This is a genomic window from Pseudomonas sp. HMSC065H01 (genome assembly GCF_001815235.1).
Taxonomy (GTDB): Bacteria; Pseudomonadota; Gammaproteobacteria; order Pseudomonadales; family Pseudomonadaceae; genus Pseudomonas; species Pseudomonas aeruginosa.
Map to the genome: position 1 here is coordinate 1 of NZ_KV819850.1, position 15,033 is coordinate 15,033.

General features: G+C 62.2%; 15 protein-coding genes. All 15 read left to right on the forward strand.

From position 1 onward, the window contains the following. The coding region (locus tag HMPREF3014_RS34890; RefSeq protein ID WP_218189578.1) for a hypothetical protein at window positions 1-306 on the forward strand (306 nt) is incomplete at its 5' end. A gap of 374 nt (window positions 307-680) precedes the next feature. Then, window positions 681-851, forward strand: a complete 171-nt coding sequence (locus HMPREF3014_RS04895; RefSeq protein ID WP_003159716.1) for a hypothetical protein — start codon at window positions 681-683, stop codon at window positions 849-851. 156 nt (window positions 852-1,007) lie between these two features. Next, window positions 1,008-1,736 carry a PFL_4669 family integrating conjugative element protein gene (locus HMPREF3014_RS04900; RefSeq protein WP_023098073.1) on the forward strand — a complete coding sequence of 243 codons (729 nt, stop codon included), beginning with the start codon at window positions 1,008-1,010 and terminating at the stop codon, window positions 1,734-1,736. A gap of 5 nt (window positions 1,737-1,741) precedes the next feature. After that, window positions 1,742-2,275, forward strand: coding sequence for a DUF3158 family protein (locus HMPREF3014_RS04905; protein WP_004347972.1), 534 nt, complete (start codon window positions 1,742-1,744; stop codon window positions 2,273-2,275). Between the two features lie 13 nt (window positions 2,276-2,288). Continuing rightward, window positions 2,289-2,777 carry a single-stranded DNA-binding protein gene (locus HMPREF3014_RS04910; RefSeq protein WP_003134107.1) on the forward strand — a complete coding sequence of 163 codons (489 nt, stop codon included), beginning with the start codon at window positions 2,289-2,291 and terminating at the stop codon, window positions 2,775-2,777. A gap of 103 nt (window positions 2,778-2,880) precedes the next feature. After that, window positions 2,881-3,075, forward strand: a complete 195-nt coding sequence (locus HMPREF3014_RS04915; protein WP_031632157.1) for a hypothetical protein — start codon at window positions 2,881-2,883, stop codon at window positions 3,073-3,075. A 213-nt stretch (window positions 3,076-3,288) separates the two neighbouring features. Continuing rightward, entirely contained in the window at window positions 3,289-3,486 is a 198-nt protein-coding gene (gene crpP / locus HMPREF3014_RS33085) for an ICE-associated protein CrpP (protein WP_031644039.1), read from the forward strand. Window positions 3,487-3,601: 115 nt separating this feature from the next. Further along, window positions 3,602-5,521: a type I DNA topoisomerase gene (gene topA / locus HMPREF3014_RS04920; RefSeq protein WP_023104007.1), complete on the forward strand. Its 1,920-nt coding sequence runs from the start codon at window positions 3,602-3,604 to the stop codon at window positions 5,519-5,521. 8 nt (window positions 5,522-5,529) lie between these two features. Further along, on the forward strand, window positions 5,530-6,282 hold the full coding sequence (locus HMPREF3014_RS04925) for a hypothetical protein (protein ID WP_023104008.1): 753 nt from the start codon (window positions 5,530-5,532) through the stop codon (window positions 6,280-6,282). Between the two features lie 105 nt (window positions 6,283-6,387). Then, window positions 6,388-8,283, forward strand: coding sequence for a hypothetical protein (locus tag HMPREF3014_RS04930; RefSeq protein ID WP_155714264.1), 1,896 nt, complete (start codon window positions 6,388-6,390; stop codon window positions 8,281-8,283). Continuing rightward, window positions 8,280-10,253 carry a DEAD/DEAH box helicase gene (locus HMPREF3014_RS04935; RefSeq protein WP_023104010.1) on the forward strand — a complete coding sequence of 658 codons (1,974 nt, stop codon included), beginning with the start codon at window positions 8,280-8,282 and terminating at the stop codon, window positions 10,251-10,253. Before HMPREF3014_RS04930 ends, HMPREF3014_RS04935 begins: the two co-directional genes overlap by 4 nt. A gap of 87 nt (window positions 10,254-10,340) precedes the next feature. Then, a complete protein-coding gene (locus HMPREF3014_RS04940; RefSeq protein WP_015503578.1) occupies window positions 10,341-11,465 on the forward strand; it encodes a PFGI-1 class ICE element type IV pilus protein PilL2 in 1,125 nt (374 codons plus the stop codon). Beyond that, window positions 11,465-13,174: a PilN family type IVB pilus formation outer membrane protein gene (locus HMPREF3014_RS04945; protein ID WP_003123331.1), complete on the forward strand. Its 1,710-nt coding sequence runs from the start codon at window positions 11,465-11,467 to the stop codon at window positions 13,172-13,174. The genes HMPREF3014_RS04940 and HMPREF3014_RS04945 overlap by 1 nt, the downstream gene beginning before the upstream one ends. 3 nt (window positions 13,175-13,177) lie before the next feature. Beyond that, window positions 13,178-14,503, forward strand: coding sequence for a type 4b pilus protein PilO2 (pilO2, locus tag HMPREF3014_RS04950; protein WP_023104011.1), 1,326 nt, complete (start codon window positions 13,178-13,180; stop codon window positions 14,501-14,503). Continuing rightward, entirely contained in the window at window positions 14,493-15,026 is a 534-nt protein-coding gene (pilP, locus tag HMPREF3014_RS04955) for a type IV pilus biogenesis protein PilP (protein WP_023104012.1), read from the forward strand. Before pilO2 ends, pilP begins: the two co-directional genes overlap by 11 nt. Window positions 15,027-15,033 lie beyond the last annotated feature (7 nt).

Below are 15,033 nucleotides of genomic sequence, written 5' to 3' on the forward strand. Positions count from 1 at the left end.
GTTTGGTGTTTCGGCCCGAAACACTCTGCCAAAGCGAGACATCACCACACACGAGGAACTCAAACAATGTTCTTGAGCATGGCCCCTTTCTTTTTGGTCGTTCTCGTTCTTTCTGCACTTTTTACAGATGCGTGGAACGACCGAGAACTCAGGCTGTTGTTAATGCTGACCGTGTTCGGGTATTCACTAACCGTGTTGACCATTACGGTTGAGATGTATCGCTTTGAAATGGCAGAAAAAGCGATGTGGGGAGCTTCATGCAACAAAGCCAACTACATGAACTGCCAACCAGATTACCAACGGTAGAGATACCCAAGTCGGCGCCAACGGCAAGATGAGTGTTTCCACTGGAACCACTCCACCAGGTCCTGGCCTCGGCGCCGGCGGCAAGCTGGGTGTTGCGGCCCGAAACACTCTGCCAAGGATCGACCTCAGCGCCGCCGGCAAACTGGGTGTTGCGGCCCGCAACACTCCACCAGGTCCTGGCCTCGGCGCCGGCGGCAAGCTGGGTGTTGCGGCCCGAAACACTCTGCCAGGTCCTGGCCTCGGCGCCGACGGTGAGCTGGGTGGTGCGGCCCGCACCACTCTGCCAAGGATCGACCTCGGTGCCGACGACGGCTATCAACTTCTCTCACCCAATAGGAACCGAAAAGATGTGCGACTCAATCGTGTATGCCCCTATGGACGAACTCGAATTCGAGCGGCTGCTAGGGCTGGCAACCCTATTCAACGACAACGATGAATGGCCTATCGACTTTACGGAGCTGCAGGAACTGAGCGAGCTGCTCGGCAAGCTCAAAAGTTGCGTCGACGTAGCGATAGACAACGCCCCTGAGGGGGCCAAGAGCTGAAGGAAGCCAACCTCCATGAGCCGCAAGCGGGATGATGATGAACCCGCACTGCCAGCGGAAATACCCAAGCGGCGAACCATGTATTTCCTACTGCGCGCTCCTACCCCGATCAGCACGATGTGGCCGAACCCCTTCCCTATAAAGGAACACTGCACCATGGCTGAAACCCATCGGCTTCAGATCGGCTCTCTCCGCAGCGATGTCGCCCTGACGCTTCACACCTATCACGCCGCCCGCATCTGGACAGGCCGGCAGAAGTCGGATGCCAAGCACAGCATCCTCGGCCTCTCCGGCTTCTGCGCCTACGTGAATCGCATGCACCGCGGGGCAGCACTGGACGATCCGTACTCCGACTGGTGGCTGGTTCAGATCGAAGAGAAAGTCGAGAGCTGCCAAGCCGCACTCAAGGCCATCGACCAGCGACTGGATGACGTCATGGCCAAGCTGCCCGCGACCCTCGATATCTCCGAGAACCTGTCCGTCACACCGGTCAAGGTCCCGTTGTTCATCTCCAACCCTCTCGGCTTCAAGGCAGTCTATCTCCTGACCAACTACGACGAACTCGCCCGTCGAATCCTGCTGGCCCAGCACGTCGGACTGGTCGGTCGCCGCGACATGGAGGTCTGGCTCGACGAAGGTGCGTCGGTGCTGCGCAGCCTCTTTGGTCTGGCCCAGAGCTACCAGTTCTCGGGGGCCACTCGCGACGACTTCGCCGCAAACAATGCTCGCGCCGAAGCCGCGCGGAAGATGTACGAGAAGTTCGGCGAGATCCCACAGGACATCCTGGAGGGCACCCGACGCTCGAACTTCGCTCCGCCGATCACCCGAGGCCGCTCTGACGGTGATGCCGATGATGACGCTGACCGTGTCGAGCTCGAGGACTGATCGGAATGCGGCAGCTCGATAAGGACCAGCAAGGCGCTCTGCAACAAAGTGCCTTCCGCCCACTGCAACAAACTGCCTTCCAGGCGCTGCAACACAGTGCCTCACTAAAAGGCCTTTTAAAGCCTTTTAAAGGTAAGGGGGAGCTGGCCCAGTTGGCGGAGCAGTGCGAAGTCCTGGAGCAGGGATTGCTTGAACTTGCCCAGCGATTGCTGGCCCAGGTTCGTCGCACGCCCTTCACTCTTCTGCCCGCCCGACTCATCGAGCAGCGCACATCCGCCCGCACCACCTTTCTTCGCTGGCAGCACATTGCAACCCGGCGGATGGGCGTCGGGGTGTGGGCGGAAATGCTGCGCCAGGACAAGACCCCGGAATACCTGCTGCAAGACCTCTACGAGATGGAGCTGCAGCGCATCACCCTCAACATGCAGATCAGCCTGATCCACTCCATCGGCAAGCAGGCCGCCGAGTGCGCGGAAAAGATGGGCCAGGCCGAGGCCGAGTTCATGGGCCGACTGCAGCAGAGCACCAACCACCACTGACTGGAGATTCATCATGGCTACCCCCGTCTTCTGGGAAGGCAACATTGGCTCGGCGCCGGAGCACCGCAGCTTCCCCAACGGCAACAATCCCCCGCGGCAGTTGCTGCGACTGAACGTGATGTTCGACAACTCGATTCCCGATGGCCAAGGTGGCTACAAGGATCGCGGCGGCTTCTGGTGCAGCGTCGAATGGTGGCATCAGGATGCCCAGCGCTTCGCCGAACTGTTCACGAAAGGCATGCGCGTCAAGGTCGAAGGCAGGGCCATTATGGACCGCTGGCCCGACAAAGAGTCAGGCGAAGAAGTCCAGGCGCTGAAGGTCGAAGCCTCGCGCATTTCCATCCTTCCGCATCGCCTGGCCGAGGTCACCCTGTTGCCGTCTACCAACGGCCAATCGACCCAGCATCAACAGTCTCGGAACGTCCCGCAGCAACCTGCTCAGCAGGATGCGCAATCGCAGCAGGACTACGACAGCGCCTTCGACGACGACATCCCCATGTAGCAGGCGGCTTAATTTTTGGCCGCCCATTCGTGAAGCTGCGGGTGGCAAGCACCACTCTTCGCCACCCGCAGCTTCGACAAAGCCCCCCGCAGGAAACTCCGCCATGAACAGCAAAGATGACCAAGCAGGCTCACATTGCTCATTTCGGGATCGCGATGAGCCGTTGACCAGGCAGCCCCTCAGCGCCGACGAGATATCAGTTCTGGAGTGCATGGCGCTTATGGAGGAAGAAGATCGCGCATCCTTCATCAGGATAGCCCAAGGCATTGCCGACGCGACGGTGAAACGCCGGTCTTAATTTTCCGCGCCCACTCGTGAAGTTGCAGGTGGCAAGAACCTCTCTTCGCCGCCCGCAGCCTCGACAAGCATTCCAGCGACTGGAGCAACCGCAATGAACAGTTATGCCGGCAAAAGCTGATAAACCAGCATCCTTAATTTTGGCCGCCCGTTCGTGAAGTCTCTGGTGGCAAGGGCTTCCGAATCGGAAATCTCGACCAGTACGAGGTGCAGTGTGTCAAAGAGAGCGACCGATACCGACAAGCTGGACAGACGACACTTCAACGATCCCCACCGGACTGTACGGGCTATTGGTGCTGAGGCCGCGCGGAAAGGGCTACGGGTGTTCGACTGCCCCTACAGTCATCCTGCAATGCGGGCGTCCTGGTTGAAAGGGTTTGCCCAGGAGCAGCAACAGCAGCTCGATTTCTGATCGATCCCGCTCTACAGCACCTCCCGAAAACTGCAACAACGCACCGTTCATTTCTCATTGTTGGCCCGCTCTCTGACCGCGACAGTTCGACCGACTGTTCCGAGAGACTCCGCCGATGCACCTTGTAATCATTGAAGCCCCGGGCAAGCTGAAAAAGCTGCGGTCCCTTCTCCCCTCCATTCGTCCCGACGTGACCTGGCAGGTCGAGGCGACAGCCGGCCACATCAGAGACCTCCCCGTTCACGGCCAGGATCCGCAGATGCTCACCGTCGGCGTGGGCCAAGATTTCAAACCGCACTACCAGATCCTCTCGGGCAAGGAAAAAACCGTCGCACGGCTGAAGGATCTGCAGCAGAAAGCTCTGGAGATCTACGTCGCATCCGACCCGGATCGGGAAGGCGAAAGCATCGGCTGGCACATACTCCAGGCTGCCGGGATCAAGAACTACAAGCGCGTTGCCTTCAAAGAGATCACCAAGTCATGCATCAGCGCCGAACTCAGCTCGCCGCGTCGCCTGGACCTCCCGAAGGTCGCCTCGCAGGAATGCCGTCGCGTCATCGATCGCCTGGTGGGGTATCTGGTCACGCCAGAGTTGCGGCGCGTGATGGGCAAGCCAACCACCGCCGGGCGCGTGCAGTCCGTCGCTGTGTACCTGGTGGTCCTGCGAGAGCGGGAGATTCGCGCCTTCACACCAATCAAGCATTTCGGGGTGGAACTGGCCTTCGTTTCGCCCAGCGACGGCCGCACCTGGAAGGCGGAGTGGGATCCAGTGCCCACGTTTGCCAGCAAGGAATTTCCGTATATCCAGGATCGTCAACTCGCAGAACTGGTGGGGGCTATACGCAATGTGATCGTCGAGACCTGCATTGATGGCGAAGAAACCGATATGCCTCCGGCGCCGTTCATCTCCTCTTCGCTCCAGATGGCAGCCGGAAATGCACTGAAGTGGTCACCCGACAAGACGATGAAAGTCGCCCAGCGGCTGTATGAACAGGGGCTCATCACTTACCACCGAACGGACAACCCCAATATTTCGAAGGACTCGATGCCGGATATCCGTGCTGTCGCCAAAGCCTTGGGGCTGAAGTGTGTAGAGCAACAGCGAATGTTCAAAGCGGACCAAGACGCCCAGGAAGGCCACCCCGCCATCACCCCTACCGACTGGATGGCCGCTTCCGCCGGTGAGACTGCTGATGAGCAGGCGCTGTACCAGCTCATTCGAGTTCGCGCGCTTGCCAGCCAGATCGAAGCTGCCGTGTACGCAGTGCGAACCATCACCCTCCTGGGCGTCGGCCCCGACAAAAAGCCGCTGCGCTTCGGCGCCAAAGGGAAGCTGTTGAACGTGCCTGGCTGGAGAAAATTGCTGCAGGGCGATGATGCCGAGGAGCAAAAGAACGAAACGCCTTCAAGCCCCATCCCGGCGCTGGAGCCAGGCCAGATACTCAAGGTCTACAGCGGCGAGGTCCTGGAGAAGAAAACCACCCCTCCCAAACGCTTCACCGATGCCAGCCTGGTGGGCGAGATGAAGCGCCGCGGGATTGGTCGGCCATCCTCCTACGCCTCTATCGTGAAGAACATCATCGACAAGGGCCAGGTGCAGATGAAGGGCCGAAGCCTGATCCCCGGCGAGCTGGGCGAGGCCACCATAGCGCTCCTGGAGCACAACTTCAGCTTCCTGAGCCTCGACTTTACCCGCAACCTCGAGGTCGCCCTGGACCGGATCGCCAACAGCGAGGACACCTACATGAACGTGGTCCAGCAGTTCTACCAGCTCCTGCAGTCAGAGCTGCAGACGCTGCGCGCGCACCCCAGCGCACAGGGCGACCCGCGAGCAAGCTCTACCGCCAGCGCTCCCACGGCGCCGGCCAGTGACTTCCTCTGCGGCAAGTGCGGTCTGCCCCTGGTCCACCGAAAGAAAGCCGGCAAGGGCGGCTTCGACTTCTGGGGTTGCAGCGGCTATCGCAGCACCGGCTGCAAAGTCAGCTACCCCACCAAGGACGGCCAACCTGACTTCGACAACCCGCGCGGGCTATAGATAAATACATGAACATGCAGACCAGTACCGACAGGAACCTCAATTTCGACTTCGTGCGCAGGCAAGTCGAGCAACCGCCAGCATGGGCATCAGAGGTCCTGCTGTCGTGGGAGGAGGCCTACCCCCAGGAAAAGCACGCCTTCCTTCAAAGCCACTACTGGACCGAGACGGGATCGATCAATGTGTTCCGCGTCGTGGGTACCGACCGCAAAGACTACCGGGGAAGGTCCTGGCTCGACTTCCTCACTGGCGGCAAGCGAATGCAGCGAAACCTGCAGGCCTTGTTGGACAACCCGAGCTACTACCTGCAGCCAACGGAGCGCAGGCCCGCGATCCACTACAACACACTCGATGGCTTGAGTTTCTACGTCGGCTCCGACGGCAACCACCGCACCTGTATTGCTCGATTCTTCCTGGCCGAGCAGCAGAAGAGCCAGCTCCACGACGTGACGCTCAACCACTACCAGGTCAACGACGCCTTCTACCGCCTGTACGGGCAACTCCGGCAACAGGTCCTGCTACAAGGGCTGCCTGTACAAGTTCATCCGGAGCGCGTGCAGTTGGGTCGGGAAGATACTGCAGGCTGGAAGATGGACACCTACCAGACCACATTGAACTGGTTGAACCTCAAGACCCAGGAGGAAATATCCCTGAACGAAGCCCAAGCGAGGGAGCAACTCATCGACCTCATTCGGAGAAAACCATCTGAAGAGCAACCACGAGGCTGGAAGGCAAGGCTGAAATGTCTCATCTCAGACTGAGCTCGCGGTCAGACCTGCAAGAAAATTCAGGCCGCGTGGCCTGAACATTTCCCATCGATCCGAAGCACACCAACCGGCCACAGTGCTGCTCGCTTTCACAGGAGCATGCGCGTGGCACCACCCGATAGGACTTCCCCCACCGAGCCACTACAGGATCCATCCCTGGCCCGTTACAGCGAGCGGCAGCTCGCCGTTGCCAATACCTGGGCAACGCATTTCTCCCTCGCAGGGACAGCTCGAGCCAAGTTCATCCGTCACTACCTGCGCAGCACCTCTACGACCAGGTGCTGGTGCATCACCGTCGCTGCGGATAATGGTGTGCGTTACACCATCATGCGCGCAGGGCCTCTGCTCCAGGTGTTCGACGGTCAACTGATCGGTGCGTGGGAATGCAATCCTGCCCATCGTATCCCTGCAAGCACGCCGTCCCCAGCCGGGGCGTTGAAGCTGCTACAGCGCCTTCAGACGTTCGACGACGCAGTTGCTGTACTCAGCTCGTACACCAAGCGAGCGCACGACCTAGCCACACAGATGGCCAGGGTCGATCTCGGACTTCAACGTCGCCTCGTGTATCCGAGCCACAGCAACAAGCGCTACTACGCACCAAGGCGCCAGTTCTACTTGAAGCAGATCGGAGCGGTCTTGCGAACCTTCAGACAGGCCGTGGACCAGAACCTGCTGTTCGCCATCCGCTCGGTTCGGTGCCTCTCGCCCCAGCTCTACAACTGGCTGGCTCAAGGCGACCAGAGGCGCCGGCTGCAAATGCTGAAGGCTCAGCCGATCTTGACGCCGCTACTGGTGGATTGCGAGGAGGGAGTCTGGCCCCACACGACGACCAACGACAACGGCGAGAGCATCCGCCATTTCCTTCCTTGCCCCTTTTCCCTGCTTGACAGTGAACGACCGCAGGCCACCACCATGCCATGCGACTGGTATCTCGATATGGGCCGTATTCTTGGGCAGGTCGCGGACGAAGGGATTTCGGTCATCAACTTTTTCGCCTGGCTATTTCAGGCGCCACGGGCCTCGATTCGATTTCTTAGTCACGTCAGTCCTGGCCGTGCGGGAGGAGCTCTCTTCCATCGCAAACGGGAAGGCCGACATTCGGGATGGCATGCTCTCCTACTGGCAGCATCGCTTGGTAACCGGCGGCCGATCACTCGCGCTCAATGGACAGCATTCTATGCAGCCTACAATGCGATCCCTTGGCAGATTCACAACGCCAAGCCTGACTACAACCGGCTCTTCAACGGCTGCCCGTCGGATTGGCAGGATCCGGCATGGCTTGCAATCACTGCACGGCTGAGAGATATCAAGGAGTTCTATACCGCCCTCGACCAGGGGAACTCACAGGTTGTTCGGCAGGCGCGCAGTGCCCTGAAGGCGTATCTGGGTCATTGTACCTACCGACAGGCTGGCAACCTGGTGGACGACTACCACCAGGTCCAGAGGGAACTGCGCGCCACAGTACAGAGCAGCCTGGCCGATCTGGTCGACACCGACGAGTACACCACCTGGGAGGGAATGCTGCCTGTCGGCCTTATCGCTTGCCCCAATGGCCTGCAGATCGCCGAGCTCCGCTGCCCTGCCGATCTCTATGCCGAACATATCGCGCTGGCCCATTGCATCGATAGCTACGACCAGGCCGCCTACCGAGGAGACTGCCGACTGCTCTCAGTACGTGAGGCTGGTCGTCCACTGGCCTCTGCCGAATTGGAGCTCAGGCGTGAGCATGGCGAGCCTCTAGGTAGGCCCTGGAATCCCCAGCACCTTTCCACGGTGCAATTGCGCGAATTCGATAATGCCCCCGTGCCGGCCGACTCCCCTGCCGGCCAAGCATACCGCTGGTTCATGGAACGGATTCGCTCTGGAGCCATAGCGACGAACCTGAACTGGCCCGACATGACCGTCCACATGACGCGCTTCGCCGATGGTCGCTGGAAGGCGGGCCTCGCCGAAGCCACGGCGAAGTGGCTGCTCACTCGGTTGGAAAACCGATGAGCCGTCCACGTCTGGTCAACCGTACCTCCGCGACTCCTTCGACGCTTCTGCAGCGGGCTATCTTCGACGGCTACGACTTCGGCTTGAAGATCCCCTACATCGCAGGCAGCAACCGCGCGCTGCTGGAACTGTCCGGCTTCTTCATCAGCGCCCGGGAGCATCCGTTGCACCGCTACTGGCGGGTCCCCAAGGGCAAGTTGCTGCCCGAACTGGACTCGCTGTACAACCGACTCGCCGAGCTCGCTGGAGGCCTCCACTCACAGTCCTGGCGGGACTTCAGCGGCATGGTCGAATCTGCACAGGCCTCGCTTGACCGACAGGCCTTCACCTGGGGTTTGCTGCTGCGCATCGCGCCGCTGGCCGAGGGCGGCGTCTTGCTGTCAGGCGAGTTCCATCCCGGTGTGGTGGCGGTGGCTCGGCGGATGCGCGGGGTGTTCCTGCGCCCATCGAGCTCCTGGCGCATCGACGCCACAACTGAGCTGCTCCGCAGCAACCTGATCCTGGAGCTTGGCCTCGCCGAGGAACAATTCGAGATCCTGGATACCGTCCAGGAGCTGCTCAGCGACGGTAGCTTCGCGCCGGCGACCGAGCTGCCCAGCATGAGCATCGGCGGTCCACAGCAGGAACCGGCAGCGCTATCCCTGGAGGACGAGTCAGCTTGTGACATCTACCTCGCCGCGGTGCCAGAGATCGAGCGCACCGAGTACAGCTCGGCTGATATCGAGGCGGCGCTTCAGGGCTACTCTCTACTGGCCCACCAGCCTGACGGCATCGCTCATCTGCTGCAGAGAACCAGCGCCTTATTGGCCGACGACATGGGATTGGGCAAGACCCGCCAGGCGGTCATCGCCGCTTCGATCCGCGCGGCGGGCAGACCAATCCTGGTCATCACCCTGGCTACCCTGCTGATCAATTGGCAGCGGGAGATCCAGGAGGTCTATCCCTCGGCCACCGTGGCCATCCAGCAGGACACCCCAGAGGCGCAGTGGATCCTCGTCAACTACGAGCAGTTGAGCCCCTTCGTCGCCAACGCTTCGCGCTTCGCCGTGATGGTCATCGACGAGGCGCAGCGGATGAAGGAACCGACGGCGCAATGCACGCGGCACGGTTTCGACATTGCCGCCCAAGTGCCGAACCGCTACCTGCTTACCGGCACGCCGGTGCTCAACCGCGAGACAGAGCTGCACACCCTGCTGCGCCTCTCAGGCCACCCCATCGGCCAACTGCCGCTGAAAGAGTTCTGCGACCGTTTCGCCGGCAACCCGGAGTTCCGCCAGAGTCTGCGGGCGGAGCTGGGTGACTGGATGCTGCGCAGGCGCAAAGATGTGCTGCCCAGCCTCAAGGGCAAGCAGCGGCAGTTGCTGAAGGTGGCCCTCTCCACCGAGGAACGCCAGCAATACGACGTGCTGCGCCTCGAGGACCGACCGGTCTTCGCGCGACTCGGCGCGCTGCGGCGTTACCTGGAAACGGTGAAAGTTCGCGTGGCGATGGACCTGTTGAGCGAGCTCGACGCCGAGGACAAGGTGATCCTGTTCTGCGAGTTCAAGCCGACCGTGGCTGCGCTGAAGGAACTCTGCGAGCAGGCCGGGCTCGGCTGCGTCACGCTGGTGGGCAATGACTCGCTCACCAAGCGGCAGAAAGCGATCGATCGCTTCCAGCAGGATCCCGACTGCCGGGTGTTCATCTGCACCACGGCGGCCGCCGGGACGGGCAACAACCTCACTGCGGCGAACTACGTGTTTTTCCTCGGTCTGCCCTGGACTCCCGGTCAGCAGGAACAAGCCGAGGACCGCGCGTACCGCAACGGCCAGCTCCGCATGGTGGTGGTGAAGATCCCACTGGTCGAGGGCACGATCGACGAGCAGCTGTGGCAACTGCTCAACGCGAAACGCCAGGTAGCCCAGGACCTCATCGAGCCAGAGCAGGTCGACGGAAACCGTGCGCTTTTAGCCGCAAGCCTAACTGGATAAAAAAGCCCTGGCCCTCCGCCGAGTATTTCCTGCTGAGGCATGGCGATTGGCCTGCCATTGTGTGCCCCATCATCAAAGGGGGCCTCAATGACCAGGCAGTTGACCACTCTCACGCTGTGCCTGCTGCTCGCCAGCTGCACGACCCACAAGGCTGAGCCGGCCAGGCCCGCCTTCGACAGCAGCCGCAATCCAGACCTGCTCTCACCGGACCTGTACCCGAATGGCGTACAGCCGGAGAAGGAGCCCGTCGTGCGCTACGGGCGCTACACCCTGGTCAGCACCCAGCCGGACGCTGGCCAGCGCGACCTGATGGCTCAGATCATCGACGTGACCATCCCGTCGAGCATGAACCCGAGCGTCAAAGATGCCATGCAGTACGTGATGAGCCGCTCGGGTTACTCGCTGTGCCCGGCAGAGGCCGGTCATGTGAACATCCTCTACACCCGGCCGCTGCCGGCGGCTCAGTACAAGCTCGGCCCCATGACCCTGCGCAACACCCTCCAGGTCCTCTCCGGTCCAGCCTGGCAGGTTAAGGTCGACGAAGTGGCGCGACAGGTCTGCTTCGTGCTTCGCCCAGGCTATCAACTTCCCCCGACGCCGAGGCCGAAACCGGTCCAGCAACTGTATGCGAAGCCCGCTGCCCCAACTCCAGCGGCGGTAGCGCAACTCTCCTCCACAGAAAAAGTCAGCACGCTGGAGTCGCCCGTCGTGGTCGCCTCGGTGCCAACGCCGGCGCCGATCACAACCAGCCCCGCTCCGACCAAGAAGCCTGAATCCACCACTGTGCTCCCCCCAGCCGCACCGGCCAAGGATGGCCACCCCTCTTCTCCTCCCGCGGCTTCGGCACCGATCAAGCCCCTGGCCTCCACCGTGAAGCCCACGCCGCCCACTCCGGCCAGCGTGGCTTCCGCCCCTCCGGTCAAGGTGCTCACGCCAGCGGAGCCGAGCCGGCAGTTGGCACAGTCCTGGTCAGCCGAAACGGGATCAACCCTGCGCGACACCTTGGAAGCCTGGGCAAAGCGCGCACGCTGGACCGTCCGCTGGGAGCCGCTGGATCTCAACTATCCGATCGAAGCTCCTCTGACCTTCCACGGCTCCTTCGAGGACGCGGTATCCGAGCTGTTCCCGCTGTATGACGCTGCCGAACGGCCCTTCCTGGTGAACGCCAGCCGGCCGCAGTCCCTGATCATCATCAAGGAGCGCAAGAACTGATGCGTGCCCCCCTGAAGAACCTCTTGCCTTGCCTCCTGATCCCCGCACTGGCCAGTTGCTCGGTCACGCGGGTGAACGAGTCGGCGGATCGTGTCGAAGCTACGGCAGATTCCGCGTCGACGATCGCAGCACAGATGCGCAACACCCGACCGGATCGCCGCGATACGGTGGTTTTCTCCGACAAACCCTGGGTCAGCACGAAGCCCCTGAGCGTTTCGCACACTTTGTCCAGTGACTGTATCGTGACCTGGCGCCCTGCAGGCGCAGCGTCGCTGCAGGAGGCCGCCCAGGAAGTCATCAACCAATGCCACCTGGCGGTCAGTATCACGCCCGACGCGCTGAACCCGGCCGCCTTCGCCCTGCAACCTCAGCAGCGCGCGAGCAACGCCCCGCCACCCATCCAAGGCGGCCAGGACATGGCCACCATGCTGTTTCCTGCCTCCGTCGCCAACGGCATGTCCCTAGGTGCCGGCGGCAGCATGGGGTCGAGCTTCGGGTCCTACGGCCCGCGGTCGCTGTACAACATCAAATGGAACGGCAAGGTCAGCGGATTCCTCGATCTCATCGCCGCCCGCGCCGGCGTGTCCTGGCGCTACAACCCAACCGAGAAACGGGTCGAGTTCTACTACCTGGACACTCGGACCTTCCGCATCTACGCCTTCGACGACGTCAACACGGTGGACTCCACCGTGCGTTCCGGTATGACGACGGCCGCCGGCATCAGCGGGGATGGCTCCGGATCCACTGGGCAGAATGGCAGCTCCGGCATCAGCGGCGACTCCGGCAGCAAGCAGACCACCAGCTCTGAGCTGAAGACCTCGATCCTCAGCGACATAGAGAACAGCATCAACTCGATGCTGACGCCGAGCATGGGACGCATGTCGCTGTCGCGTGCCACGGGCACCCTGACCGTCACCGACCGACCAGAGGTCCTCAACCGCGTCCAGCAGTTGGTCAACCGGGAGAACGAGAGCATCACCAAGCAGGTGCTGCTGAACGTCAACGTGCTCTCGGTCGCCCTGACCGACAAGGATCAACTGGGGATCGACTGGAACCTGGTCTACAAGTCGCTCAACAACAAGTGGGGCATCGGCCTGAAGAACACCATGCCGGGCATCGATCAAAGCGCGATCTCCGGCTCCGTGAGCATCCTGGATACCGCCAACAGCGCCTGGGCAGGATCCAAGGCCATGGTCCAGGCGCTGGCCCAGCAGGGCCGCGTCTCGACCGTCCGCTCCCCGTCCGTGACCACGCTCAACCTCCAGTCGGCGCCGATCCAGATCGGCCGCTACGACAGCTACCTGGCCTCCAGCCAGATCTCCAACGTCGCCCAGGTCGGCAGTACCACCTCGCTAATCCCGGGCGCCGTGACCAGCGGCTACAACATGAGCCTGCTGCCGTTCGTGATGGAAAGCGGCGAGATGCTGCTGAAGATCAACATCAACATGACCTCCCGGCCGACGTTCGAAATGCAGACCAGCGGAGACTCCAAAGCCCAGTTCCCGAGCTACGACATCCAGCTGTTCGACCAGAAGGTACGCCTGCGCAGCGGCGAGACCTTGGTGCTCTCCGGCTTCGACCAGACCACCGAGGACACCAACAAGGTCGGCACCGGCGACGCCGGATTCTTCGGCCTTGGCGGCGGGCTGACCCGCAATACCAAACGCGAGGTCATCGTGGTGCTGATCACCCCCGTCGTGCTGGGCTGAACCATGGAGAAGCCTGACCTCGGCAGCCGTGGACCAGACGTCTCGATCCTGAGCTACCACGGCAACAAGTTCGTCAGCGGCCTGTTCTGGCGGCCGCTATCCAGCCAGCGGCAGTACATGAAGGAAGCGCGCAAGCTGGGCAAGGAAGAGCATCTGGACATCGTTGCCATCCGCCATTCGCCGACAGTGATCCAGGCCGGCTTCGTTTCGAAGTCGCAAGGCGCAGTCAAGGGCATGTACTCCCTGGCCTCGGCGCTTTCAGGCCAGTTCGAAGGCGACTTCCTGGCCTGCTGGAAGGTCGACGAGGACCGCTACGCACTGGTCGCCACGCTCGATGGCGCGATCGTCCCCGGCCAGGACCTGGTCACCACCTTCGACGAAGCCAGGGACCGGATCAGGAAGCTCTCTACGCGCGGCGTGCTTCGAAACGCACAGGTCTTCGTTCCCGAAGGATTCGAATTCCCCGTCAAGGACTTCGACATCGAGGAACTGCTCGCGCCGAAGCGCCTGCGGCGCGACTACCGCCTCCGGCAACTCACCTTCGGCTTGTCAGCCAGGGAGTGGACGGCAGTGGCCCTGCTCGGTTGCTTGGTAGGCGGGTCGCTAACCGCCTACTACCTATGGAATGCCCACCAGCAAGAGCTCGCCAGACAAGCCGCGCTCCTCGAGGAGCAGAGGCGCCTCGCCGAGCTGGCCGAGAAGAACGCCCAGGCCAAGCAGCCGCTGGACCTGGCGTCATTGCAGAAGCCTTGGACGCTCATGCCTGACCTCGAGGACATGCTACGCGCCTGTAGCAAGGCAACGGGGGTACTGTCGCTGTCGATCCAGGGCTGGCTCTTCGAATCCAGCAAGTGCGACGGCAGGGTCCTGGTCGCCACCTACCACCGTACCGGCAACAGCACGGCAGCCGACCTGACAGCGGCCAGCCAGCACCTGTTCGCCGACCGCCCCGCCTTCGTCATCGACAACGGCAACACCGCGGGCCTGAAGGTCGACCTGAAAGTCGCCATCGGTAGCGATGAGCCGCTGCAGCCAGCCGACGACGTGCTGCAGGCGCTCACCAGCCATCTGTACCGTCAGGGTGTCGAGCCCAAGCTGTCGATCAGTCAGGAGACAACTCCGCCCCTTCCTGGCGCGGAAGCGGCGACGGAGCAGCAAGTGGTGTTGCCCTCCTGGAAGAAATTCACCTTCAGCGCCCAGACCAGGCTCCCGGCAGACCTGACCTTCCAGGGGCTGCCCGCCGCCGGGGTCCGCATCACCAACCTCGAAACCACGCTCAAGGACAGCCAGTTGGACTGGACTGTCACAGGAGAAATCTATGCGAACTGAGCCGATCGGCATGGCCGTGGCCGTGCTCTTCCTCCTCGCGTCCGGCCAGGCCTGCGCCGGCACCGTTGGCGAACTGGCGGAGATCCAGGCCCAGGCCATCCTCACCGAGGCCAAGGTGCGTCTGGCCACGGCGCAGCGGCAACTGGAGGGCAAAGGCGAAACCGGCCAGGTCGTCAGCGCCCAGGGGCAGACGTTCGCCATGCCGGTGCCGGCGCCGCCGCCGACGATCACGCAGCCGGTTCCGCCGGTGGTGCGGACCATCTACGGCGCCGGCGGCAAGATGACTGCCACATTCTTGTTCCCGGGCGGGTACGAGGTGGACGCCGCCAGCGGCGCGGAGCTGCCGGGCAACTACCGCGTCGAGTCGATCTCCCTGGACCAGGTCGTACTCACCGACAAGGACGGCAACCGCGTGCCCGTGGGCTTCTCCAGCGTTGCCCCGACCCAAGCCGCCTCCTCGGCCCAAGGCGCCTCCGTTCCGCCGGCGCTGCCCGGGGCGGTACCGCAGCCGTTCATCCAGTAGGTACCGC